We start from the raw sequence: 21,309 nt of genomic DNA on the forward strand, positions 1-21,309 counted from the left end.
GGGGCCAGAAAGGCCCTCATGGCCGCCCTGGCGGCGTGGTCGGCGGTGGCCGTGCTGGCCCGGGGCGTGACCACGGCCGGGGAGTATTTCGCCTTGGGCCTGGGCGTGGGCGTGGCCCTGGGCGGTTCCCAGGCCCTTTCGCGCTCGGTGTTCAGCCGCCTCGTGCCGCCTGGAGAGGAGCCCACGGTGTACTACGGCTTTTTCTCGGTGCTCTCCAAACTCTCGGCGGTGCTGGGGCCGCTGGTCTTTGCGGCCATCGCCCAGGCCACGGGGTCGGCCCGGCCCGCCATCGTCTCGCTCACGCTCTTTTTCGCCGTGGGGCTGGTCCTGCTGGCGCGGCTCCCGGAGGCGGACGCCCGTGCGTAGGCTGTCGCTCCTGCTGGCGGCCCTGGCCCTGGCCGTCCACCTCCCGGCGTCCCATCTCCCGCCCTGCCTGGCGGCGCGGGCCGCCGACGCTCCCCGGGCCGACGGAGCGCAAGCCTCCACGCCGGATGCGGACGCGCCGCGCGCCCACCCCAGGGTCGTGGCCGCCGCGCCCGGGACGCGGCTCACCCTCGGGTTCATCGCCCCCACGGGGAGCGACCCGCTGCTCCTGGACGCAGAACTCGCGCGCCCTGGCGAAGCCCCCCCCGCGCGCTGGATCGTCCCGGCCGTGCCCGGCGCGCCGGGCCAGGCCGTCTGGGAGTTCGCCTATCCCTGGGAGATCGTGCCCGGCCGATGGAGTCTCAGCGTCTCTCGCGAGGGCCACGTGCTGGCCCGGGCCGACTTCGAGGTCACGGCCGCGCCCGAGACGCCGCCGCAGGCCGCGCCGGACCCCAAGGCCGAGCCGAAACGCCCGGCCAGATCCGGCCAGGACCGCAACGGCGCGGCCAAGGACGCGCAGCGGACGGATTCAGGCAAAGACGCGCAGCGGCAGCCCCCCACGCCCAAATCCTCCCCCCCGGCGCAACGCCCCGTGGGCGGCGACCCCTCCCGCCAAGTCCACGCCCTCATCGCCGGCAGCTACTCCGAACAGGCCCGCGCCCTCTGGGTAGCCTCCTTCCTGCGCGAATCAGGGCGCAAGGTCTGCGTGCGGCCCGAGCCCTCCAGGGGCCGCACGCTCTGGACGGTCGTAGCCGGATGGCGCGAGAACGCCCAGGAGGCGGCCGCCGAGCGCGAGGCCCTGGCGCGCCTCTCCGGCGACGCCCGCGTGCGCACCATGCGCGCGGGCGAACTGGAAAGAGGGCTGGACTGCCGCTGAGGCGGCCCCGGCCCTCAAGCGCCCGTGCGGCCGCCGGGAAATGCCGTGCGGCGGGCGTTTACTGCTGAATGCGGCGCGCGCCGATGTAGGTGCGCGCCCAGTAGCGTTCGGAGAGGCTCTCCTCGCGAACGTGCGCGCCCGGCGTGGGGCTGTGGATGAAGCGCCCGCGCCCGGTGTAGATGCCCACGTGCAGCCCCCAGCGCTTGCGGGTGACGTTGAAGAAGACCAGATCCCCGGGTTTGAGATCGGCCTTGTCCACGGGGCGGCCCACCTTGAGCATGTCCTCGGTGCGTCGGGGCAGTTTGTGGCCCTGCACGGCGTAGCACCACTGCACCAGGCCCGAGCAGTCGAAACCGGAGCGGGGGGATTCGCCGCCCGCGCGGTAGGGCACGCCCAGCTGCCCGCGCGCCGTCTCGACCACGCTGGCCTTGGGCGGCGGCAAAGGCTCGGGAGTCACGGGGAGGGTTGTCCCGCAGCCAGCCAGCAGGGAAAACGCCAGGATGGCCGTGCAGAAGCGGCGGGGCAGGCCCGGGCCGAAGATTCTGTCAAGCGCGCGACTCATGCGCATGCAGATAGTGCCGCCCGACCGCCGGGTCAATGCGTGAACCGCCCCCCTGTGGAGTCGCGGGGAGGTGGACAGCGGCGGCGGCCTGGGTCATACTTAGCGCATGCGACGTTGCACACCGCTCCAGCTCCTGGCCGCCCTGGCCCTGTTGACGCACCTGGCCCTGCCGCCCCTGGCCCGCGCGGCGGACCCTGCCTGGAACCGCCTGCTGGACCGCCTCGCCTCCGACGGGCTGCCCCGCGCGGAACTGGTCCCCCTCTTCGACGCCCCGGGCATGGCCTTCGACCCCTCCATCATGGCCCACAAAGTGGACCGCATGGTGCGCAAGCAGTTCGACCCCGCGCCCCCTCCGGGCCGCAAGGCCCTCATGCAGAGCAACTACGCGGCCTACCTCAAGCCCTGGACCCTGGCCTGGGCCGGGGATTACTCGCGCACCCACGCGGAGACCTTCTCCCGCGCCGAGGCGGCCTACGGCGTCCCCCGGGAGGTGATCCTGGCGCTGCTTTTGGTGGAGACCAAGCTGGGCTCCTTCCTGGGCAAGGACCAGGCCTTCCAGGTGCTGGCCTCCATGGCGGCCAGCGACGGGCTGGAGCCCATCCGGCCCTACCTCAAGACCGTGGGGAGCAACGCCGAGCGCGCGGCCTACGCCGACGCCAGCGCCAAGGACCGCTCCCAGTGGGCCTATCAGGAGCTCAGGGCGCTCATCCTCTACACGCGCGCCCTGGGCCAGAGCCCGTCGGCCGTGCCCGGCTCCATCTACGGGGCCATCGGCATCTGCCAGTTCATGCCCACCAACGCCCTGCGCTTCGGCGTGGACGGCAACAGCGACGGCCGGGTGGACCTCTTCGACCCCGCCGACGCCATCCCCAGCATCGCCAACTATCTTGTGGGCCACGGCTGGAAACAGGGCCTCACCTGGGACCAGCAGCGCACCGTGGTCTACGCCTACAACCACTCCGACCTCTACTCGCTGGCCGTGATGACCATCGCCGACAGGCTGCGCCAGCCCCCCGCCGCGCCTGCGGCCGCCCGTCCCTAGGGCGCGCGGCACGCGCCCTGACGCGGCGCGGACCCCGGCAGCGGACGACCCGCCCGGCCCGGCCCGGAGGCCGGACCGGGCGCAGTTGCGCTTAGAGCTGGAGGAAGTAGTCGCTGCCGCACACGGGACAGCAGGTCTCCTTACCTGCCAGGAAGCCGCAGGAGGCGCACTTTTTCTCGGGCTTGGGCACGGCTGGGTTGTGCTCGCCGCACATGCGGCAGTGGGTGAAGTCGGGGTCGTTGGATGCCTTGCACTTGGGGCAGGTCCATTCCTGGCGGTCGTTGGTCATGGGGGCTCCGTATTGCTCGGGTTTGGGGCTCGCCCCTCTCCTAGCACGCTTCGCGCCCGCGAGACAATCGCCCTGCGGTCGGAGCTGGCCGACCGGGAGGCCTTCCGCAAACAATCCGCCCGGCAGGACCGGGCGACGGAGAGGGCAGCGAGCCCGGAGGGATGGGATGACAACGGCCGCCCCCGGCAGGGCGTCGGCCCGGGGACGCTCAGCTGGCGGAGGCTCCGGCCATGGGACCGGCGGGGATGTAGCGGCGCAGGGTGAGGCCCTTCAGGCGGGCCTGCTCGGCGCGCCACAGTTCCTGGAGGTGCTGCCACACGAAGTCCAGCGGCACGTGGGAGCGCAGGTACTGCTCGCACTTGGAGAAGCTGTAATGGTGCGCCAGAGCGCGGCTCACCACGGCGTTGCGCCAGTGGTTGGCGGCCAGCACCCGGTTGATGGCCGCCTCGTCGGAGAGGGGCGCGTCCGGCTCCTTGCGCACGGGCAGCGGGAGCACGGCCTCCAGGAGCCTGCGGTCGTAGACCACGCAGTTGATGGTGGAGAAATCCGGGTAGAAGTACGGGGGCTGGCCGCTGGCGAGCCACGCGCCCACCAGGTCCTCGTGGACCACCTTCTCCCACATCCAGCGGTGGTACACCCAGTTCTCCTCCACCACAGCGCCCTCGTACATGGCGCGCTCGGCGGGGTAGGCGGCCTTGAGGAAGCGGTTCATGGCGAAGCGTCCCGGAGGGCTCACGGGGGCCAGGGCGCTCACGATGGGGATGTCGGCGCGCATGCGGTGCGCCCGGTAGGCCTCCAGCAGGTGCTCCAGCCAGAGGGGCGTCACGAACACGTCCTCGTCCATCTTCACCACCACGTCGTCCAGGTGGTTGGAGAGGATCTCGTTCTGCACGGCGTTCACGGCGGGCACGAGCCCGCGCGGGGAACAGTGGATCACCTCCACGCCCGGCGTGGTGTGCATGAAGCGGTGGAGAATGGCCGCGTGGTCGGGCTCCACGGCGTTGGCCACGATGTAGATCTTCTTGAACCGCCCGAGGTTGGTGAAGCGCTGCAGACTGCGCAGACTGAGCAGGAGGCAGTCGAGGCGGTGCGACGTCAACAGCATCAGCACCGGGCGTATGGGGTCGCGGCCTGGCCGCAGGGGGACGATCTTGCTCATGACACAGCCTTCCTTGGCCGCAGGTTCTGTTCCGGGTGACTCCGCATTCCTTATCGGACCAACAGGGCTGATCTTTAGCCCGCGTTCCATTTTTTTTCACCGGGACGGGCGGGCGAACCTTTTGCGCCAGACCCGGGCTGGCTGCTTGACAGCCCATCACGTCCGAGGCTAAGGCTTTCACAGCTGGCCCGCGCGGCTTGACCTCGGTGGCCAACTTCTTGATTTTCCATGGTATTTGGGTCCGTCCACGGCAAGCCGGAACGGGCCTTCCCGAGCACGAAACAAACCAAACCAGAGAGTGGAGGTTAGGAGCATGGGCTACAAGGTCACTGTCGACGAAGAAAAGTGCACCGGCGACGGCGAATGCGTGGACGTCTGCCCCGTTGAAGTCTACGAAATGCAGGACGGCAAGTCCGTCGTGGTCAACGAGGAAGAGTGCCTGGGCTGCGAATCCTGCGTCGAAGTCTGCGACCAGGACGCCATCACCGTCGAGGAAGAATAATCCCTTTCCCGAATGAGTCTCCAACAGGCGGGAGCGGCCCCAAAGGCTCGCTCCCGCCTGTTCTTTCCCCCTTGCCGGTCGGGAAATCGTGACCATAATCGAGCGTGCCGCGCCCGGCGGCCAGGAGTTCCCGTGATCGACGCCGACTTTTCCGACATCTTCGAGCGCTACGAAGCCCTCTGCGCCGAAGTGGACGCAGTGTTCCAGAAGGTCAAGGCCGCCTGCCCCGAGCAGGTGCGCTGCGAAGTGTCCTGCTCGGACTGCTGCCACGCCCCTTTCGACGTCACCCTCGTCGAGGCCCTCTACCTCAACAAGCGCTTCAACGAACTTTTCCCCAAGGGTGACGAGCGCTACCGCATCACCGTGGCCGCCAACCGCTCCGACCGCGAGCACTACCGCCTCAAGCACAAGGCCTGGAAGGCCCACAGCGCGGGCGTGCCCGACGAGCGCATCGTCGAATCCTTCGCGGCCGAGCGCATCCGCTGCGCCCTGCTCTCCCAGGACGAGCGCTGCGAATTCTACGACGTGCGCCCCGTCACCTGCCGCCTCTACGGAGCGCCCCTCAACGTGGGCGGCAAGCTGCGCGTGTGCGGCAAGTCCGGCTTCCAGCCCGGAGGCAAATACCCCGCCGTGAACATCGCCCGCATCCAGGAGCGCCTGTTCGAACTCTCACGGGAGATCGTGGAGCGCGTGGGCGGCAAATTCGACTACCTCCAGGACATGCTCGTCCCCGTCTCCATGGCCGTGCTCACCGACTACAACGATGAGTTCTTCGGCCTGGGGGCCCCCAAGAAGGAGGACTAGCCGTGCTCACAAAGTTCCTCACCCCCGAGGAAGAGGCCCAGAAAAAGGCCATCTACGAGCGCATCTCCGAAAGGCGGCGCAAGTTCATCGACAGGATGGGCTACGACAACTGGGACCCCTTCCAGAAGCCCTTCGACCCCATCGACATCCGCATCGACACCTCCAAGCGCACCTCCCAGCAGCTCATGCGCGAGTTCATGCAGTCTCTCCCCGAGGGCACGCCCGTCTCCACAGACTATGCCCAGGGCGCATGGGAACTCTGCGTGGGCGTCATCAACGGGTCGCTGCGCTTCAAGGGCATGTTCGATTTCGTCCAGTGGTACGCCAAGCTCCTCGAAGAGGAAGGGCGCGTCGAGGAATACAAGCAATCCAAAGGACTTGGGTGATCACCATGGCCATGACCCCCGAAAACGTCGACGACTACATCGCAGAGCTCGAAAACAAGCTGGCCAAGAACGACCAGTGCGCCACCTCCCACTACAATCTGGGCGTGGCCTACCTGCACAAGCGCCGCTTCGAGGAAGCCAAGACCAGCTTCCTGCGCGCCATCGAACGCTCCCCCGCCATGGCCGAAGGCTACGTCCAGCTGGGCGGCCTGGCCATGAACGACGGCGACATCGAAAACTGCCTGCGCTTCAACCAGGCCGCCGTGAAGGCCCGCCACCGCTTCGCCGTGCCCCACGCCAACATCGGCTTCTGCCTGCTCCAGATGGGCCAGGTGGACGAGGCCATCAAGTCGCTGCGCAAGGCCGTCAAGCTGGACTCCCAGTTCGTGCAGGCCTTCGGCACCCTCGGCAGCGCCCTCTACATGGCCGGGGAGACCGACGAATCCATCGAAATGAGCACGCGCGCCGTGGAACTCCACCCCAAGTTCGGCCCCGCCTGGAACAACCTGGCCCTGGCCTACCTGGAGAAAGGCGACGCCCAGCAGGCCATGAACTGCATCCGCCAGGCCCAGGAGTGCAACTACGACGTGCACCCCAACCTCCTCAAGGACATCGAGGCCAAGCTCGCCGGATAGCGCCCGGCGTCCGGCGGGACCGCGCCCCGGCATCCCGCCGAGCCCTTGTCGCATCCCCGCCCGCCGTGTCTCCGCCCCCGCCCGGACTCTCCCCTGAGCCCGCCGGGGGGATGCCCCCCAGCCCCCGCAAAAAGCTTCGCGGGATTCACCGGTTCTGCCGATGAATCCCGCGAAGGCGTTTGAAGACCGTTCGAGAACTGGAAACGCGAGAGGCGCGCGCAATGGTGTCCCGGCCTGATGGCAAGGCCGAAGGAAATGCGCGCAAGCCGTTGGCGGACGGCAAGCCGCCCGCTCCGCACGCCGCTGCGCGCGGGACTCGCCGCCCCCTCCCCGGAGACGACGATGCGGTCCGCCCCGGGCGCACCGCCACCGGGCTATTTGGTCCCGATCGCGCCCTTGATGGACTCCACGTCCTTCTTGATCTCGCTCAGGGATTGCTCCAGAACGCGCATCTGGTCCATCATCACCTGGAGCCGGTTGAAAATCTTGTTGAACTCGTAGCTGTCGCGGGTTTCCTTGATCAGATGCTTCTGGGCAATGTCGGCGTCGTGGGCCATGGAAGCGCTCCTTGCGCCGCCCGCCGGAGCGGGCCGTTGCGGGTTGGGTCCGGTTCGCGGACCACGCAAGCAGAGAGCGCGCGCTTTGTCCAGGGCTTGACAAGGAGTCGGCGCTTGACAATGCGCCGAACGCCCTGGATAGGCCACGCCATGCCGCCACGCACGCAACAGGCCGCCCCTGTCCGCCCGGTCGCCCGCCACGCCTTCCCGGGCGGGGCGCTCTTCGCCTGCGTGGACAGGATCTGGTCCTGGGAGCTGGGAGCCGACGGCCCATGGCCCCCTGCCCTGGTGCTCCCGGGGAGCGGCGACGAGCTGTTCCTCCACCTGGGCGCGCCCTTCCGGGCCGGACTCGGCGGGGAGCCCCCCGCCCCCGTGCCGCGCTGCCACCTCATGTCCCTGCGCTCCTTGCCCGCCCGCGTCGACCTCGCGGGCAGCGCGGGGTTTGTCTGCGTGCGCTTCCGGGCCGGAGGGCTCGCGCGGTTCCACCGCCTGCCGCCCGCGCTCCTCACGGACTCCCTGGCCGACGCGCGCGAGGTGCTGGGCCCGGGCGTGGAGGCCCTGGCCGAGCGCGTCGCGGGGGTCCGCTCCTTTGCCGGGCGGGCCGCACTGGTGGAAGCCTGGCTCCTGGAAGCCCTGAACGCCGGCAGGCCCGGACGCCGCGACGTGGAGTGGGCTGTGCGCCGCATGTACTACGACAGCGCGGCCGTGCGCCTGGACGACCTGCTCGACCGCCTGGGCATCACCGCGCGCCACCTCCAGCGGCTGGTCAAGGAGAGCCTGGGCGTCGGCCCCAAGCGACACATCAGACTCTCGCGCTTCCAGCGCCTCGCCCGGCCCGCCGCCCTGGGCTTCCGTGGCCTGGACCTGGACGCGGCCCTGGCCGGGGGCTACTTCGACCAGTCCCATTTCATCAAGGACTTCCGGGAGTTCGCCGGAATGCCCCCGGGGGATTACCTGCGAAGAGGGCTCGACATGTCGCATTTCTACTATCCCAGCAGGCCGGACAACGTCATGCTCGGGTCATCCGTCATCCACCAGAAAGGAGGCTCGAGATGATCTTCATGACCGCCGCATTCACGCCAGCCGCCGGAAAGGAACACGAACTGGAAGCGCTCCTCCGGGGGCTGGTCGGGGAGACCTCCCGGGAGCCCGGGGCCCTGGAATACATGCTCCACCGCACGCGACAGGAGCCGCCGCGCTTCGTCTTCTACGAACGTTTCGCCGACCAGGCGGCCCTGGACTCCCACATGGCCGAGCCCTTCTTCCTGCAGGCCAAGGCCCGTTTCGCGGACCTTCTGGCCGCGCCGCCCGAAGTGGCCTTTTTCGACCTCGTGGCCGGGTTCGCCCGCCCCTTCGAGGGCTGAGCGCCCAGCTCCGGACCGCCCGCCCGCTCCATCGCCGGACCGGCCGCCCCACGGACCGGCCGGTCCCGGCGCTCCCCTCCCGCCCCGCCCGCGTTCCCCTCATCGAAACGCCTTGCCAACCGGCCGCGCCGGTACTATGGAACCTTGCTTTCCCATCACTCGCCGCAGGTACCCTTCCATGCCAGAGAAGAATCCCCATATATCGATCCCGGCCGAGCGCCTTGTGCCGCGCCTGCTGGGCATCTCCGAGGCCGAGCTCAAGGGCTGGCCCGAGGACGTGCAGGAAACCGCCGTGGCCCTGGCCAGCGAGCTGTTCCTGGTGCGCTACAACCCCTTCATCGACGCCTCCGACGCGCGCGACTCCGTGGAGAAGCGCCTGGCGCAGTCCGCCACCATGCTCACCCCGGAGTACTTCAGCCAGCTCACCCGCGCCGTGCGCGCCTTCTGGGAGGGCTTCGACAAGGACACGGCCTTCCGCGCCGAACTCAAGGCCAAGGTCTCCGAGTTCCTGGACGACAAGGCCATCCTCGACGGCCCGCACAACCTCGTGGAATGCTCCACCGACGCCACCGACCTGCGCATGGAGCTGCCCCTGATGGTGCTCGCCCCCGAGCGCACCGAAGACGTGCAGCGCATCGTGCGCCTGGCGGGCGAGATGGGCTTCAGCCTCATCCCGCGCGGCGGGGCCTCGGGCTGCACGGGCGGCGCGGTGCCCGCCAGGCGGCGCACGGTGGTGCTCTCACTCACGCGGCTCAAGCGCATCCTCTCGGCCGACCCCGAGACCATGACCCTCTGCGTGCAGGCGGGCGTCATCACGCTCCAGGCCATCCGCGCCGCCTCCGAGAAGGGCATGCTCTTCACCGTGGACCCGGCCTCCAAGGCCGCAAGCTCCATCGGCGGCAACATCTCCGAGAACGCGGGCGGCCCCTATGCCTTCGAGTACGGCACCACCCTGGACAACCTGCTCTCCTACAAGATGGTCATGCCCTCGGGACAGCTCATCGAAGTGGTGCGCGCGAACCACCCGCGCCACAAGATCCTGCCCCACGAGAAGGCCGTGTTCCACATCCTGGACGAGACCGGGAAGCGCATCGACGCCGTGGAGCTCGACGGCGGCGAGATCAGGGGACCGGGCCTGGGCAAGGACGTCTCCAACAAGTACCTGGGCGGACTGCCGGGCATGCAGAAGGAGGGCGTGGACGGCGTCATCACCGAAGCCTGCTTCATCTGCCACGACAAGCTCAAGTATTCCAAGGTGATCGTCCTGGAGTTCTTCGGGCGTTCCATGCACAACGCCATGCTCGCCATCCAGGCCGTGGTGGCCATGCGCGACCGCATCCGCCAGGACGGCGACCTGGTGAAGATCTCCGCCCTGGAGGAGTTCAACGCCAAATACGTGCGGGCCATCGAGTACCAGAAGAAGTCCAAGCTCTACGAGGGCGACCCCATCAGCGTGCTCGTGCTCCAGCTCGACGGCAACGACCTGGAGGCCCTGGACCGCGAAGTGGCCGAAGTGGTCACCATCGCCCAGCGCCACGACGGCGTGGACGCCTTCGTGGCCCGCGACGACAAGGAGGCCGAACTCTTCTGGGAAGACCGCCACAGGCTCTCGGCCATCGCCAAGCGCACCTCGGGCTTCAAGATCAACGAGGACGTGGTGATCCCCATGGAGGTGATCCCCGAATTCTCGGACTTCCTGGAGCAGCTCAACCTCACCTGCCTGGCCCGCGCCTACCGCAAGGCCCTCCAGGAGGTCACCCGCCTGCCCGGCTTCCCGGATTCCGACGGCTTCGTTTCCATGGAGATGCAGTTCGCGGCGGAAATCCTGCGCGGCGTGCGCACCACCGCCGAGCTCAACGACCAGGAGCTGGAGGTCCAGGCCTACTACTTCTTCACCGACCTCAGAACCCGCTACCCCAAGCTCTACGGCGAGATCGAGGCCATCCACGCCGACATGCTGGCCCGGCGCGTGGAAGTGGCCAGCCACATGCACGCGGGCGACGGCAACTGCCACGTGAACCTGCCCGTGAACTCCAACGACCCCGAAATGCTCGCCCAGGCCCACGAGGCCGCCGACAAGGTGTTCGCCAAGGTCATGGAGCTGGGCGGCGCCGTCTCGGGCGAGCACGGCATCGGCATCACCAAGATCGCCTTCCTGCCCGAGGACAAGATCACGGCCCTCAAGGCCTACAAGGAACGGGTGGACCCCGGGAACATCTTCAACCCGGGCAAGCTGGTGACCCGCCAGCTGGATTGCGACCCCTACACCTTCTCCTTCAACCGCCTCATCAAGGATATCCGCAAGACCGCGCTGCCCGACAAGGACAAGCTCATCAAGCTGCTCACGGACATCCAGGTCTGCACCCGCTGCGGCAAGTGCAAGCAGGTGTGCCCCATGTACCAGCCGGAGCGCGGCCTCATCTACCATCCGCGCAACAAGAACATCAGCCTGGGCTCCATCATCGAGGCCATCTACTATTCCCAGGTGCACCACGGCAGGCCCTCGGCCAAGCTCCTGGAGAGCCTGCGCAAGATGACCGAACGCTGCACCACCTGCGGCAAGTGCACCTCCGTGTGCCCCGTGAAGATCAAGACCGCCGGGGCCATGCTGGACATGCGCGCCTTCATTGAAGAAAAAGGCGCGGGCGGGCACCCCGTGAAGTCCAAGGTGCTGCACTTCGTGGCCGAAAAGCCCGAGGAGCGCGCCCCGTCCGCCGCCAAGGCCGCAGCATGGGGGCAGGCCCTGGGCAACCGCGTGGTGGGCCTGCTGCCCGGCCCGTGGCGTTCTCGCTTCGCCTCGCCCATGCTCCACGGCTCCGGCCCGGTCACGGGTTTCAAGAACCTGGCCGACGCGCTGGACCTCTCCAAGGGCGGCATCTTCCTGCCCGAGCGCCCCACCGGCGAGGCCGTGTTCTACTTCCCCGGCTGCGGCGCGGCCCTCTTCTGGCGTCAGATCGGCCTGGCCGCCATCCACCTCATGCTGCGCGCGGGCGTGAGCGTCGTGATCCCCGAGCGCCACATGTGCTGCGGCTACCCCCTGCTCTCCTCGGGCTTCCAGGACGCCTACCGCAAGAACCGCGCCCGCAACATCGAGACACTGGGCGAGATCTTCGTCAAGGCCGCCAACGAGGGCGTGAAGCCCCAGGCCGTGCTCACGGCCTGCGGCACATGCCGCGAATCCCTGGACGGCTACGAGACCGAGGTGATCGCCGGCAGCCGCATCCCCCACTACGACGTGGCCCAGTACCTCATGGAGCGCCTGCCCGCGCGCGACGAGCGCGCCAGGCCCCTGGACGCGCGCCTGGTCTACCACGCCGCCTGCCACGCCGAGTGGGCGGGCGTGCCCCTGGCCAAGGCCCCGGAGCTCTACCGCCAGGCCCTGGGCGAGCTGACCGGCTCGCGCGTGGACATCTCCCCGGGCTGCTGCGGCGAATCGGGCCTGGGGGCCATCACCAGCCCGGACCTCTTCAACCGCATCCGCCTGCGCAAGCAGGAACAGCTCCAGAAGGACCTGGGCGACGCCAAGAGCGAGACCCAGCCCATCCTGGTGGGCTGCCCCTCCTGCAAGATCGGCGTGAAGCGCTGCCTGCTGCGCATGGGCCGCAAGCAGCACGTCCTCCACGTGCTGGAATACCTGGCCCAGGCCCAGGAAGGCCCCAAGTGGCGCAAGGGGTTCCTCAAGGCCCTGGCCAAGGCCCGCCAGGAGGGCCGCAGGCGCGTGGTGGCCTACCCGGGAGGCGCCAAGGGCTAGGCCCGACCTGCTGCCATGAAGACCCTCTGCATCGACTATGGCCTCAAGCGCGTGGGCCTGGCCGTCTCCGACCCCGGGGGCTCCATGGCCTTCGCCCTGGACACCCTGCCCGGGCCGGACCAGGGCGGTCGCGACGCGCTCTTCGCCGCCCTGGCCCGCGTGATCGCGGAGCAGTGCGCGGAGGAGATCGTGGTGGGCTATCCGGAACCGGCCGAGGGACGCGACAGCCTCTCGGCGCGGCGCGCCGCCAATTTCGCCGCCAGCCTGGCCCGGCGCACCGCCCTGCCCGTGAAGCTCATGGACGAAACCCTCTCCAGCGAGGAGGCCCTTGAGCGCCTGCGCCAGGCCGGGGTGAAGCCCGGCCGCGTCAAGGAACTGCTGGACAGGCAGGCCGCCGCGCTGATCCTCGAAACCTACCTGGCCGCCCCAGCCAACGCCCGCACCGTGGCGGCCACTCACGGGAGCACACCATGATCCGGCGCATCCTGGCCGCCGTCGTCCTCCTGGTCCTGGCCGCCTCGGGCTACGTGGCCTGGAGGGCGCACCAGTTCCTCGCCGTGGCCCCGGAGACCCCGGGACGCGAGCTGACCGTGACCATCGAGCCCGGCTCCGGCTTCGAGCAGATCGCGGGGCAGCTCTACAAGCAGGGCGTGGTCACGGACCCGCTGGCCTTCAAGCTCCTGGCCCGCTACACGGGGCAGGATTCCAGGCTCAAGGCCGGGGAATACCTGCTCTCCACGGGGCTCACGCCCCAGAAGGTGCTGGATCTCCTGGTGAGCGGCCAGGCCGTGCTCTACAAGCTCTCCGTGCCCGAAGGGCTCACCATGCCCCAGATCGCCCGGATGGCCGAACAGGCGGGCCTGGGCACTGCGGCCAGCTTCGACAGGGCCGCGCGCGACAAGGAGCTTCTGGCACGCTACGGCGTGCCCGCCGACACCGCCGAGGGCTACCTCTTCCCCGAGACCTACCGCTTCACCCGCAAGCCCGGCAACGACGCCCGCCAGGTGGTGGAGGCCATGCTCGCCCAGTTCCGCAAGGCCGCGGCCAGGGTCTGGCCCCAGGACCCACCCCAGGGCAAGGCACTGCACGAGGCCGTGATCCTGGCCTCCATCGTGGAGAAGGAGACCGGCCAGGGCAATGAGCGCGCCCGGATCGCGGGGGTGTTCACCAACCGCCTGAACAAAAAGATGCTCCTCCAGACCGACCCCACCATCATCTACGGCCTGGGCGAGAAGTTCGACGGCAACCTGAAGCGCGTCCACCTGGACGACCCCAAGAACCCCTACAACACCTACCAGCACCCGGGCCTTCCGCCAGGCCCCATCTGCAACCCCGGGCTGGAGGCCCTCAAGGCCGCCGCCAACCCCGAGGGCACGGACTCCCTCTACTTCGTTGCCAGGAACGACGGCTCCCACCAGTTCTCCAGGACCCTGGAGGAGCACAACGCAGCCGTGGCCAGGTTCCAGCTGAAGAAGGGCAAGTAGGAGGACGGTACGGCCGGGCCGCCGCCCCCCCGCCCGCGTTCCGACCCGCGCCCGGCTCAGGCGATGCGCACCTCGTTCACGGTCAGCGTCGGGCCGTTCACCACGATCTCGCGGGCCGTGGGCTTGCCCGGGCTGTCGTCGCAGGCCAGGATGTGCGGGATGTCCCACAGGTTGTCGTTGACGTCCCACCGGCGCGACTTGTGCCGGTGTCCGAAGAGCAGCGCGTCCACGCGGCCGAAAATCACCCGGCCCAGGGCGTGCGCGTCGCGCAGGCGCATCCCGGGGCAGTGGTATTCGTAGGGATGGTGGTGGAGGAAGAGGATCACCGGAACGCCCGGCTCTCGGCTGTGGCTGAGCAGCGCGTCCAGCTCGGCCAGCTGGGCCTTGCCGATCTTCCCGCAAGCCAGGTCGAATGGATGCTTGGTCTCCAGGTTGGAGTCCAGGGCGATGAGCAGGACCCCTCCGCCAGGGCCGCGCACCCGGTTCACCACGGGATGCGTCGCCCCCGCGAACGATCCTCCCTGGTTGAAGGGCTTGCCGAGCATCTCGTCGAAGCGCCGCGCGCGCTCCAGGTTGTAGTGGCGGCCCTTGGCTCCGAAGTCATGGTTGCCCGGGCAGATGTAGAGCCGCCCCTCGAACGGCGACAGGAGAATCCGGGCTTGCTCGTACTGGGCCTCCGCGCCGTCGTCGGTGATGTCGCCCGTGATCACCAGCACGTGTTCGGGGTGCTCCTTGCTCACGTAGGCCAGGGTCGCGGCCACGGCCCTGTTGTCGGCCGCGTCGGAATGGATGTGCAGATCGCTCAGGTGGAGAAGCTTCATGACGCCTCCTGGGTGGGGGTTGCGGCCGTACGCCTCGCGCATTGCGCAGGCCCCTTCCGGGCGGGCGCATGCCCGATGCGAACCTCGAAACACCTGATGCTTGATCGTTCGCGGGATATTCGTGAAAAGATACGCCGTCAAGCGTCCGATCGCCTTCGTTTCCGGCTTCTTCCCACTGGCAACGCGGCGCGATTTTCCGTAAGGAGGGGTAAGGAATCCCCGTGGGGAGCACCCCTTGCGAAACGGTCCGGGCGACGCCGGCCGGACGCGGGCCGCGCTCCACGCGGCGGCCTCCCCAAGGAACACGGCGGCCTGGTCCGGACGCGGCGTCCCGGGCCGACAGACCGCCCAGCGCAAGGAGAACCAAGTGAACCCTTTCCAGCCCGGCGTTTCCCCCGACGTGATGGAGTGCAGGCTCCCCGAACGGCCCCAGCCCTGCGCCGTGGTGATCTTCGGGGCCTCGGGCGACCTCACCTCCCGCAAGCTCATCCCGGCCCTGGCCCGCATCTACCGAGCGGGCGACCTGCCCGACAACTTCGCCATCGTGGGCGCGGCGCGCACCCCCATGACCACCGAGGCCTTCCGCGAGAAGGCCCGCGAATGGCTGGCCGCCGCCGGGCACCTGGACGGCCTGGACTGGGAGGGCCTGGCCCGCAGGCTGTTCTACCACGCCATGGACTACGCCGACCTGGAGGGCTACCGGGGCCTGGGAAAGGCCCTGGAAGACGCCGAGGCCCAGCTGGGCCTGCCCGGAAACCGCATGTTCTACCTGGCCATCCCCCCCACCCTCTACGAGGCCGTGGCCGTGAACCTGGGCGAGACCGGACTCGCCGGGCAGGACACCCCGGAGGGTTGGACGCGCATCGTGGTGGAAAAACCCTTCGGGCGCGACCTGGAATCCTCCCGCAAGCTCGACCGGGCCATGCACCTGCACTTCCAGGAAGGCCAGATCTTTCGCATCGACCACTACCTGGCCAAGGAGACCGTGCAGAACGTCCTGCTGTTCCGCTTCGCAAACGCCGTGTTCGAGCCGGTGTGGAACCGCAACTACATGGATTACGTCTCCATCCTCGCCGCCGAGTCCCTGGGCGTGGAGCACCGCGCGGGCTACTACGAGGAGGCAGGCGTGCTGCGCGACATGTTCCAGAACCACATGATGCAGCTGCTCTCCCTGGCGGCCATGGAGCCGCCCTCGGTGTTTCGCGCGCGCGAGGTGCTCGACGAGAAGACCAAGCTCTACCGCAGCCTGCGCCCCTTCGATCCGGAGAAGGGCTTCGGCCATCTGGTGCTGGGGCAGTACGGCCCCTCGGCCGACGGGAAGCTCCCGGCCTACCGCCAGGAGCCGGGCGTCTCGCCCGCCTCGCTCACGCCCACCTTCGCCATGCTCAAGGCCTACGTGGACAACTGGCGCTGGCAGGGCGTGCCCTTCTACATCTGCTCCGGCAAGCGCCTGGCCGGGAAGATCACGCGCATGGTGGTGCAGTTCAAGGAAGTGCCCCACTCCATCTACCGCAACGTGGTGGGCGAGCACGTCTCGGCCAACCGGCTCATCATGGAGGTCTACCCCAACGAGACCATCCACCTGAGCCTGCAGGCCAAGCAGTCCGGCGAGGGCTTCTGCCTGCGCACGGCCTCCATGAGCTTCGACTTCAAGGGAGGCTACGCCGGGCCGCCCGTTGACTCCTACGAGAAAGTGATCCTGGACTGCATGCTGGGCGACCACATGCTCTTCTGGCGCCAGGACGGCGTGGAACTCTCCTGGGCCTACCTGACCCCCATCCTGGAGCTGTGCGAGCAGCAGGTGGAGATGGAGAAGAACCTTTTCCTCTACCCGGCGGGCAGCTGGGGTCCGCGCGACGCCAGCATGGTGCACCTGAACTACCTCAAGGACCTCACCGGCAATGTGCGCGCCTGACCTGCGCTCCTTCCCGGACGCCGAGGCGGCCGCCAGGGCCGCGGCGCTCCTGGTGTCCGAGGCGGCGGCAAGGGCCGTGGCGGAGCGAGGACGCTTCACCCTGGCCCTCTCGGGCGGCTCCACGCCCGGGCGCTTCTTCGAGCTCCTGGCCCTGGAGCCCATGGACTGGGACAGGACACACGTCTTCTGGGCAGACGAGCGCCTCGTGCCCGCCGACTCGCCCGAGAGCAACCAGCGCCTGGCACGGGAGCGCCTGATCGGACGCGTGCCCCTGCCCCCCGGCAACGTCCACCCCATGCCCGCCCCGGGCATCCCCCTGGAGGACGCGGAGGCCCACGCCCGGGCGCACGAGGCGTCCCTGCGCGCCTTCTTCGCAGGGGAGAACGCGGCGGGCGGCGCGACGGGGCAGGACGCCCTGCCGGACGAGCGGACGGCCTACGGCGCTCCCTCAGACGCCCTGCAGGGCTTCCCCCGCTTCGACGTGGTGCACCTGGGCGTGGGGGGAGACGGGCACACGGCCTCGCTCTTCCCGGGGCAGACCTCTTTGGAGGAGCGCCTGCGCTGGGTGCTGCCGGTGCGCTACGCCGGGGCCAGCCCGCCGGTGGCGCGGCTCACGCTCACGCTGCCGGTGCTGGACGCGGCGCGCGAGGTGTTCTTCCTGGTGTCGGGGGCGGACAAACTGGCCTTGGCGCGGGCCATCGCGGCGGGGGAGCGCCCGGACTGCCCGGCCTCGCTGGTGCGCCCGGCGTCGGGGCGGCTTGCCTGGCTGGCGGGCTAGCAGTCCGTTGAGAGAGCCGATTCTTGCGGACTGTTCATCGGATGGGCGGTCTTTCGCCCTGGTTCGCGGTCTTTTCGCCCTCCGGGGCGGTCGTCGCGGCCTTTGCTGCTTCCTCCTCCCGGACCTTTGAGGCCTTTGCGGCTTCCTCCTCCCGGACCTTTGAGGCCTTTGCGGCTTCCTCCTCCCTTGCCTTCGAGGCCTTTGCGGCCTCTTCCCGGGCCTTCGCGGCCTCAACTCGCCCAGGCCCCAGGTGCATGGGGGCCGAGACGATCACGTCGTCGGGGGTGCTGGCCACGCCGTCCGGCCCCGGCGAGCCGATGTCGTCGTGGGGGCACCAGTCAACCTGCAACCCTCCGCAGAAGACCTCGCCGGGATTGAGCAGGTAGGGCGAGCCCCACGGGTCGCGGCGCATCTCCTCGGGGACGGGCGGTCCGCCCGGTCCGTAGGCCGTCGCCCATATCTTCTCCAGCGAGGCTTCCCAGAGCGCCCTGCAGGGGGCCTCCGGGGGCAGCCCGCGCAGGTCTCCGGCTGCAAAGCAGGGCGTGAGCACGTCGAAACCGCCGAGCACGTCGGCCAGAAGCCCGTTTCGCGCCACCTTGGCCGTGTAGGCCGCGTGGGTGAGCATCTTGAGCCGCGTACGCAGGGCGGCCGTGCGCTCCCGGGCCAATTCGGCGTCCAGGGCGCGCGGCAGCCGGGCCTCGCGCCAGCAAAGCCACGCCCCGCACCCCAGGAGGACCGCCAGCAGCGCCCAACCGGCCAGGCGCGCGCGCGCAAGCGCCGTGCGGCGGCGCTCCGCGGTCCAGGCCCGCACGTCCATGCTCAGGCCTCCAGCCGCTCCCGGATGCGGCACACCCCGCACACGTCCTGCGACGTGGGGTAGCCGCAGCCCGTGCACTCGTTGAGCGGCGGGGCGTCCTGGGCCAGGGCCTTGAAGGCCGGGCGGCCCGAGCGCAGGAAATGCTCGTAGAACTGCATCTTCATGCCCGGGCTGCGCTCCTCCAGGTCGGCCAGGAGGCGCTTGTGCCCGGTGAAGCTCGCGCCCCCGGAGTAGGGGCACGGGGCCAGCACGTGCTCGATGCCCTTGAGGAAGCACCACACGGCCGTCTCGTATTCCGTCAGGCGGCACAGGGGCTTCACCTTGCGCACGAAGCGTCCCGAAGCCTCGCCCACGGGGCCTTGTCCGGCCAGGTAGGCCTGGTCCCAGCGCAGGGTGTTGGCGAAGAGCCTGGCCACCTCGTCGTCCAGGTTGTGGCCCGTGGCCAGCACGTCGAAGCCCTGCTCGTAGGCGTAGCGGTTGAACCAGTGGCGCTTGATCTTGCCGCACACCGAGCAGATGGGGCGCTTCACGCGCGCCTTCACGTCGGGGATGGCCAGGCCGTCCCTGGCCGTCTCGATCACGCGCAGTTCCACGCCCTGGGCGGCGCAGAAGGCCTCCACGGTGCTGCGGGCGCTCTCGGAGGAGACGGGGATGGCCAGGTCGATGTGCAGGGCCGTCACCCGGAAGCCCAGCTCCTTGAGGGCCAGGAGCAGGCCCAGGGAGTCCTTGCCGCCCGACACGGCCAGGAGCACGGAGTCCTCCCGGGTGAACTGGCGGTGCTCGTGGATGCCGCGCTCCACCTGGCGCAGGAAATAGGTCTCGAAGCAGGGGGCGCAGAATCCGGTGTGGTGGCTGGGGAGGGCCACCTGGGCCAGGGCCTTGCAGCGTCTGCACTTCACGGCGCTACCCCCTGGAGACCACGTGGCGGATGCGGATCTCGCCCTCGTGGCCGATGGCCCGGTCCGGGGTGAGCAGCTCGCGCCCCCGGATGACCAGCACTTCAGTTGATTTGAGCCCGAGTTTCCCGAGCAGCTGCAGGACGGTGTTCAGGCTGCGGAACGTGTGCCGCTCGCCCGTGGCTTCGATGATGACGTCGACCATGGGCGCGCTCTACCCCGACCCGACCCGGAGAGCAAGCGCCAGCCCGCCTGGAAAGCGGTTGACCCGGCCGGGGTTTTTGAGCATAGGCTAGTGCCGTGGACGCGTTGCGCGCCATCACGGAGGTTTCCATGAGTTCGAAAAAGGTCCTGGTCGTGGACGACGAGAAGCACATCCGGATGCTCTATCAAGAGGAACTGGAGAGCGAAGGGTACGAGGTCGCCACTTCCGACGGCGAGGAACCCATCCTTGCCGTGCTGGAGCGTGAGAAGCCCGCCGTGGTGGTGCTCGACATCAAGCTCGGCCCCAACCGCTCCGGGCTGGACCTCCTCCAGGAGATCCGCGGCAAGGACCAGGTCATCCCCGTGATCCTCTCCACCGCCTACGACTCCTTCCAGCACGACCTCAAGTCCATCGCCGCCGATTACTACGTGGTGAAGTCCGTGGACCTCACGGAGCTCAAGTCCAAGGTGACCCTGGCCCTGGCCAAGGCCGCTCCGGCCGCCTGAGTTCCCGGCCGCCGGGCCGACCGCGCTTCCGGCCGCCTGATCGCCGGGTCCCGGCAGCTTGCCCTCGCCCGGGCTTCGTGCTAGCCAACTCGCGCCCCGAGCCGCCTTGCGGCCCGGGGCGCTCGATTGTTCCGGGGCGGCGGCAGGCGTCTCCCCATCATCCCACGGCGGCGTTCCATCCATGTTCGACGACTTCAGCCGGTTCCTGGTGAACCTGGCCATCTACGCGCCCCCCATGCTCATGGCGGTCACGGTGCACGAGGTGTCCCACGGGGCCATGGCCGCCCTCCTGGGCGACCCCACCGCGCGCCTGGCCGGGCGGCTCACGCTCAACCCTTTCAAGCACCTGGACCCGCTGGGCCTTCTGGCCTTCGTGCTCACCCAGATGATCGGCTGGGCCAAGCCCGTGCCCGTGGACGGCCGCTACTTCCGCAATCCCCGCCTGGGCATGTCCCTGGTGTCGGCCGCCGGGCCGCTCTCCAACTTCGTCCTGGCCGCGCTCTCGGCCCTGGGCCTGGAGGCCCTGCGCGCCCTGGCCCCCTCCCTGGACCCGGACGGCCTCTTCGCCGCCACCATCCTCCCGCCCCTGTGGTACATGACCAAGGCCAGCGTCCAGGTGAACCTGGCCCTGGGCGTGTTCAACCTGCTGCCCATCCCGCCCCTGGACGGCGGGCACCTGCTCATGGGCGTGCTGCCCGGGCGCTGGGCTTACGAGCTCTCCCGCCTGGAGCGCTGGGGCTTCGTCATCGTGATCCTTCTGGCCCTCACGGGCGTGCTGGGGAAGCTCCTCGGACCCGTGGTGGCCACGCTCTACAACCTCCTGATCTAGCGAGACGCCATGACCGCCAACAACCGCATCGTCTCGGGCATGCGCCCCACCGGCCCCCTGCACCTCGGCCACTATTTCGGAGTGCTCGACAACTGGGTGGAACTCCACAAGGACCACCAGTGCTTCTTCTTCGTGGCCGACTGGCACGCCCTGACCACCGAATACGCCGACCCGAAACGCATCCGTGGATTCGTCCCCGGGCTCGTGCAGGATTGGGTGGCCGCCGGGCTCGACCCCGCCCGCTGCGTGATGTTCCAGCAGTCCGCAGTGAAGGAGCACGCCGAGCTCTCGCTGCTCCTCTCCATGATCACCCCCGTGAGCTGGCTGGAGCGCTGCCCCACCTACAAGGACGTGCGCGAACAGCTCGACGAGGCCAAGGACCTCTCCACCTTCGGCTTCCTGGGCTACCCCGTGCTCATGGCCTCGGACATCCTCATCTACCGGCCCAAGTGGGTGCCCGTGGGACAGGACCAGCTGCCCCACCTGGAGTTGACCCGCGAGATCGCCCGGCGCGCCAACCACCTCTGGGGAGACTTCTTCCCCGAACCAGAGGCCAAGCTCACACGCGCCCCCAAGCTCCCCGGCCTGGACGGACGCAAGATGTCCAAGAGCTACGGCAACGCCATCTCCCTGGGGGAGGATCTCGACGGCGTGCGCGCCAAGATCAAGCCCATGCTCACCTGCACCAAGCGCGTGCGCCTCAAGGACCCAGGCGAGCCCGACGAGTGCAACCTCTACCCCTACCACCTGCTCTTCACGCCCCAGGA

The 21,309-nt window shown here is 69.1% G+C and carries 25 protein-coding genes; 17 read left to right on the forward strand and 8 right to left on the reverse strand.

All coding sequences use genetic code 11. From position 1 onward, the window contains the following. Both ACV4UX_RS08540 and ACV4UX_RS08545 read left to right on the forward strand, forming a co-directional pair. The coding region (locus tag ACV4UX_RS08540; protein WP_491592887.1) for an MFS transporter at positions 1 to 366 on the forward strand (366 nt) is incomplete at its 5' end. Continuing rightward, positions 359 to 1,240: an SPOR domain-containing protein gene (locus ACV4UX_RS08545; RefSeq protein WP_491592888.1), complete on the forward strand. Its 882-nt coding sequence runs from the start codon at positions 359 to 361 to the stop codon at positions 1,238 to 1,240. The genes ACV4UX_RS08540 and ACV4UX_RS08545, both read left to right, overlap by 8 nt. Before the next feature lie 58 nt (positions 1,241 to 1,298). Here the strand turns inward: ACV4UX_RS08545 and ACV4UX_RS08550 are convergent, their stop codons facing one another. Further along, positions 1,299 to 1,802, reverse strand: coding sequence for a C40 family peptidase (locus ACV4UX_RS08550; protein WP_491592889.1), 504 nt, complete (start codon positions 1,800 to 1,802; stop codon positions 1,299 to 1,301). 106 nt (positions 1,803 to 1,908) lie between these two features. On the opposite strand from ACV4UX_RS08550, the gene ACV4UX_RS08555 reads away from it, so the two are divergent. After that, positions 1,909 to 2,844: a lytic murein transglycosylase gene (locus tag ACV4UX_RS08555; protein ID WP_491592890.1), complete on the forward strand. Its 936-nt coding sequence runs from the start codon at positions 1,909 to 1,911 to the stop codon at positions 2,842 to 2,844. 91 nt (positions 2,845 to 2,935) lie between these two features. Here the strand turns inward: ACV4UX_RS08555 and ACV4UX_RS08560 are convergent, their stop codons facing one another. Continuing rightward, entirely contained in the window at positions 2,936 to 3,133 is a 198-nt protein-coding gene (locus ACV4UX_RS08560; protein ID WP_491592891.1) for a hypothetical protein, read from the reverse strand. Between the two features lie 208 nt (positions 3,134 to 3,341). Further along, positions 3,342 to 4,292 (reverse strand): glycosyltransferase, encoded by a 951-nt coding sequence (locus ACV4UX_RS08565; RefSeq protein ID WP_491592892.1) that lies wholly within the window; start codon positions 4,290 to 4,292, stop codon positions 3,342 to 3,344. Between the two features lie 313 nt (positions 4,293 to 4,605). Here ACV4UX_RS08565 and ACV4UX_RS08570 point away from each other — a divergent pair, with 313 nt between their 5' ends. The 4 genes from ACV4UX_RS08570 to ACV4UX_RS08585 all read left to right on the forward strand — a co-directional run bounded on the left by ACV4UX_RS08570 (position 4,606) and on the right by ACV4UX_RS08585 (position 6,619). Continuing rightward, positions 4,606 to 4,794, forward strand: a complete 189-nt coding sequence (locus ACV4UX_RS08570; RefSeq protein WP_173083662.1) for a ferredoxin — start codon at positions 4,606 to 4,608, stop codon at positions 4,792 to 4,794. A 132-nt stretch (positions 4,795 to 4,926) separates the two neighbouring features. Then, positions 4,927 to 5,598, forward strand: a complete 672-nt coding sequence (locus tag ACV4UX_RS08575) for a YkgJ family cysteine cluster protein (RefSeq protein WP_491592893.1) — start codon at positions 4,927 to 4,929, stop codon at positions 5,596 to 5,598. A gap of 2 nt (positions 5,599 to 5,600) precedes the next feature. Continuing rightward, positions 5,601 to 5,984, forward strand: coding sequence for a hypothetical protein (locus tag ACV4UX_RS08580; protein ID WP_491592894.1), 384 nt, complete (start codon positions 5,601 to 5,603; stop codon positions 5,982 to 5,984). Positions 5,985 to 5,989: 5 nt separating this feature from the next. Further along, positions 5,990 to 6,619: a tetratricopeptide repeat protein gene (locus tag ACV4UX_RS08585; RefSeq protein WP_491592895.1), complete on the forward strand. Its 630-nt coding sequence runs from the start codon at positions 5,990 to 5,992 to the stop codon at positions 6,617 to 6,619. 374 nt (positions 6,620 to 6,993) lie between these two features. On the opposite strand, the gene ACV4UX_RS08590 is transcribed toward ACV4UX_RS08585, so the two are convergent. Continuing rightward, a complete protein-coding gene (locus ACV4UX_RS08590) occupies positions 6,994 to 7,176 on the reverse strand; it encodes a hypothetical protein (protein ID WP_491592896.1) in 183 nt (60 codons plus the stop codon). Positions 7,177 to 7,326: 150 nt separating this feature from the next. Between ACV4UX_RS08590 and ACV4UX_RS08595 the strand changes: the two genes are divergently transcribed. The 5 genes from ACV4UX_RS08595 to mltG all read left to right on the forward strand — a co-directional run bounded on the left by ACV4UX_RS08595 (position 7,327) and on the right by mltG (position 13,775). Next, positions 7,327 to 8,232 (forward strand): helix-turn-helix domain-containing protein, encoded by a 906-nt coding sequence (locus ACV4UX_RS08595; RefSeq protein WP_491592897.1) that lies wholly within the window; start codon positions 7,327 to 7,329, stop codon positions 8,230 to 8,232. Beyond that, entirely contained in the window at positions 8,229 to 8,540 is a 312-nt protein-coding gene (locus tag ACV4UX_RS08600) for a putative quinol monooxygenase (protein ID WP_491592898.1), read from the forward strand. Before ACV4UX_RS08595 ends, ACV4UX_RS08600 begins: the two co-directional genes overlap by 4 nt. Positions 8,541 to 8,718: 178 nt before the next feature. Next, a complete protein-coding gene (locus ACV4UX_RS08605; protein ID WP_491592899.1) occupies positions 8,719 to 12,291 on the forward strand; it encodes an FAD-binding and (Fe-S)-binding domain-containing protein in 3,573 nt (1,190 codons plus the stop codon). 15 nt (positions 12,292 to 12,306) lie between these two features. Continuing rightward, on the forward strand, positions 12,307 to 12,765 hold the full coding sequence (ruvX, locus tag ACV4UX_RS08610; RefSeq protein WP_491592900.1) for a Holliday junction resolvase RuvX: 459 nt from the start codon (positions 12,307 to 12,309) through the stop codon (positions 12,763 to 12,765). Continuing rightward, a complete protein-coding gene (gene mltG, locus ACV4UX_RS08615) occupies positions 12,762 to 13,775 on the forward strand; it encodes an endolytic transglycosylase MltG (RefSeq protein WP_491592901.1) in 1,014 nt (337 codons plus the stop codon). The genes ruvX and mltG overlap by 4 nt, the downstream gene beginning before the upstream one ends. 56 nt (positions 13,776 to 13,831) lie before the next feature. Here the strand turns inward: mltG and ACV4UX_RS08620 are convergent, their stop codons facing one another. Continuing rightward, positions 13,832 to 14,596, reverse strand: coding sequence for a metallophosphoesterase family protein (locus ACV4UX_RS08620; protein WP_491592902.1), 765 nt, complete (start codon positions 14,594 to 14,596; stop codon positions 13,832 to 13,834). Positions 14,597 to 14,963: 367 nt separating this feature from the next. On the opposite strand from ACV4UX_RS08620, the gene zwf reads away from it, so the two are divergent. Together zwf and ACV4UX_RS08630 are read left to right on the forward strand one after the other, a co-directional pair. Then, positions 14,964 to 16,511, forward strand: a complete 1,548-nt coding sequence (gene zwf, locus ACV4UX_RS08625; protein WP_491592903.1) for a glucose-6-phosphate dehydrogenase — start codon at positions 14,964 to 14,966, stop codon at positions 16,509 to 16,511. Then, the gene (locus ACV4UX_RS08630) at positions 16,498 to 17,289 is read left to right on the forward strand and encodes a 6-phosphogluconolactonase (protein WP_491592904.1); all 792 of its coding nucleotides are present in this window, start codon (positions 16,498 to 16,500) and stop codon (positions 17,287 to 17,289) included. Before zwf ends, ACV4UX_RS08630 begins: the two co-directional genes overlap by 14 nt. A 34-nt stretch (positions 17,290 to 17,323) precedes the next feature. Here the strand turns inward: ACV4UX_RS08630 and ACV4UX_RS08635 are convergent, their stop codons facing one another. The 3 genes from ACV4UX_RS08635 to ACV4UX_RS08645 are packed head-to-tail and all read right to left on the reverse strand — an operon-like array spanning position 17,324 to position 19,207. Beyond that, entirely contained in the window at positions 17,324 to 18,106 is a 783-nt protein-coding gene (locus ACV4UX_RS08635; RefSeq protein ID WP_491592905.1) for a hypothetical protein, read from the reverse strand. Between the two features lie 2 nt (positions 18,107 to 18,108). Further along, positions 18,109 to 19,005 carry a TIGR00269 family protein gene (locus ACV4UX_RS08640; protein WP_491592906.1) on the reverse strand — a complete coding sequence of 299 codons (897 nt, stop codon included), beginning with the start codon at positions 19,003 to 19,005 and terminating at the stop codon, positions 18,109 to 18,111. A 4-nt stretch (positions 19,006 to 19,009) separates the two neighbouring features. Continuing rightward, positions 19,010 to 19,207: a hypothetical protein gene (locus tag ACV4UX_RS08645; protein WP_173083688.1), complete on the reverse strand. Its 198-nt coding sequence runs from the start codon at positions 19,205 to 19,207 to the stop codon at positions 19,010 to 19,012. A gap of 128 nt (positions 19,208 to 19,335) precedes the next feature. On the opposite strand from ACV4UX_RS08645, the gene ACV4UX_RS08650 reads away from it, so the two are divergent. From ACV4UX_RS08650 to trpS, 3 genes are all read left to right on the forward strand, one after another. After that, positions 19,336 to 19,713, forward strand: a complete 378-nt coding sequence (locus tag ACV4UX_RS08650; RefSeq protein WP_491592907.1) for a response regulator — start codon at positions 19,336 to 19,338, stop codon at positions 19,711 to 19,713. A 181-nt stretch (positions 19,714 to 19,894) separates the two neighbouring features. Then, positions 19,895 to 20,542 carry a site-2 protease family protein gene (locus tag ACV4UX_RS08655; protein ID WP_491592908.1) on the forward strand — a complete coding sequence of 216 codons (648 nt, stop codon included), beginning with the start codon at positions 19,895 to 19,897 and terminating at the stop codon, positions 20,540 to 20,542. Positions 20,543 to 20,551: 9 nt separating this feature from the next. After that, positions 20,552 to 21,309 (forward strand): tryptophan--tRNA ligase (trpS, locus tag ACV4UX_RS08660; RefSeq protein ID WP_491592909.1); only part of this gene is annotated, 758 nt, incomplete at its 3' end.

This window comes from Fundidesulfovibrio sp., from assembly GCF_058402725.1.

Coding starts and splice junctions, on each gene's coding strand:
- ACV4UX_RS08550 (WP_491592889.1), bottom strand. CDS start 1,802: ATGAGTCGCGCGCTTGACAGAATCTTCGGCCCGGGCCTGCCCCGCCGC.
- ACV4UX_RS08555 (WP_491592890.1), top strand. CDS start 1,909: ATGCGACGTTGCACACCGCTCCAGCTCCTGGCCGCCCTGGCCCTGTTG.
- ACV4UX_RS08560 (WP_491592891.1), bottom strand. CDS start 3,133: ATGACCAACGACCGCCAGGAATGGACCTGCCCCAAGTGCAAGGCATCC.
- ACV4UX_RS08565 (WP_491592892.1), bottom strand. CDS start 4,292: ATGAGCAAGATCGTCCCCCTGCGGCCAGGCCGCGACCCCATACGCCCG.
- ACV4UX_RS08570 (WP_173083662.1), top strand. CDS start 4,606: ATGGGCTACAAGGTCACTGTCGACGAAGAAAAGTGCACCGGCGACGGC.
- ACV4UX_RS08585 (WP_491592895.1), top strand. CDS start 5,990: ATGGCCATGACCCCCGAAAACGTCGACGACTACATCGCAGAGCTCGAA.
- ACV4UX_RS08590 (WP_491592896.1), bottom strand. CDS start 7,176: ATGGCCCACGACGCCGACATTGCCCAGAAGCATCTGATCAAGGAAACC.
- ACV4UX_RS08595 (WP_491592897.1), top strand. CDS start 7,327: ATGCCGCCACGCACGCAACAGGCCGCCCCTGTCCGCCCGGTCGCCCGC.
- ACV4UX_RS08600 (WP_491592898.1), top strand. CDS start 8,229: ATGATCTTCATGACCGCCGCATTCACGCCAGCCGCCGGAAAGGAACAC.
- ACV4UX_RS08605 (WP_491592899.1), top strand. CDS start 8,719: ATGCCAGAGAAGAATCCCCATATATCGATCCCGGCCGAGCGCCTTGTG.
- ruvX (WP_491592900.1), top strand. CDS start 12,307: ATGAAGACCCTCTGCATCGACTATGGCCTCAAGCGCGTGGGCCTGGCC.
- mltG (WP_491592901.1), top strand. CDS start 12,762: ATGATCCGGCGCATCCTGGCCGCCGTCGTCCTCCTGGTCCTGGCCGCC.
- ACV4UX_RS08620 (WP_491592902.1), bottom strand. CDS start 14,596: ATGAAGCTTCTCCACCTGAGCGATCTGCACATCCATTCCGACGCGGCC.
- ACV4UX_RS08630 (WP_491592904.1), top strand. CDS start 16,498: ATGTGCGCGCCTGACCTGCGCTCCTTCCCGGACGCCGAGGCGGCCGCC.
- ACV4UX_RS08635 (WP_491592905.1), bottom strand. CDS start 18,106: ATGGACGTGCGGGCCTGGACCGCGGAGCGCCGCCGCACGGCGCTTGCG.
- ACV4UX_RS08645 (WP_173083688.1), bottom strand. CDS start 19,207: ATGGTCGACGTCATCATCGAAGCCACGGGCGAGCGGCACACGTTCCGC.
- ACV4UX_RS08650 (WP_491592907.1), top strand. CDS start 19,336: ATGAGTTCGAAAAAGGTCCTGGTCGTGGACGACGAGAAGCACATCCGG.
- ACV4UX_RS08655 (WP_491592908.1), top strand. CDS start 19,895: ATGTTCGACGACTTCAGCCGGTTCCTGGTGAACCTGGCCATCTACGCG.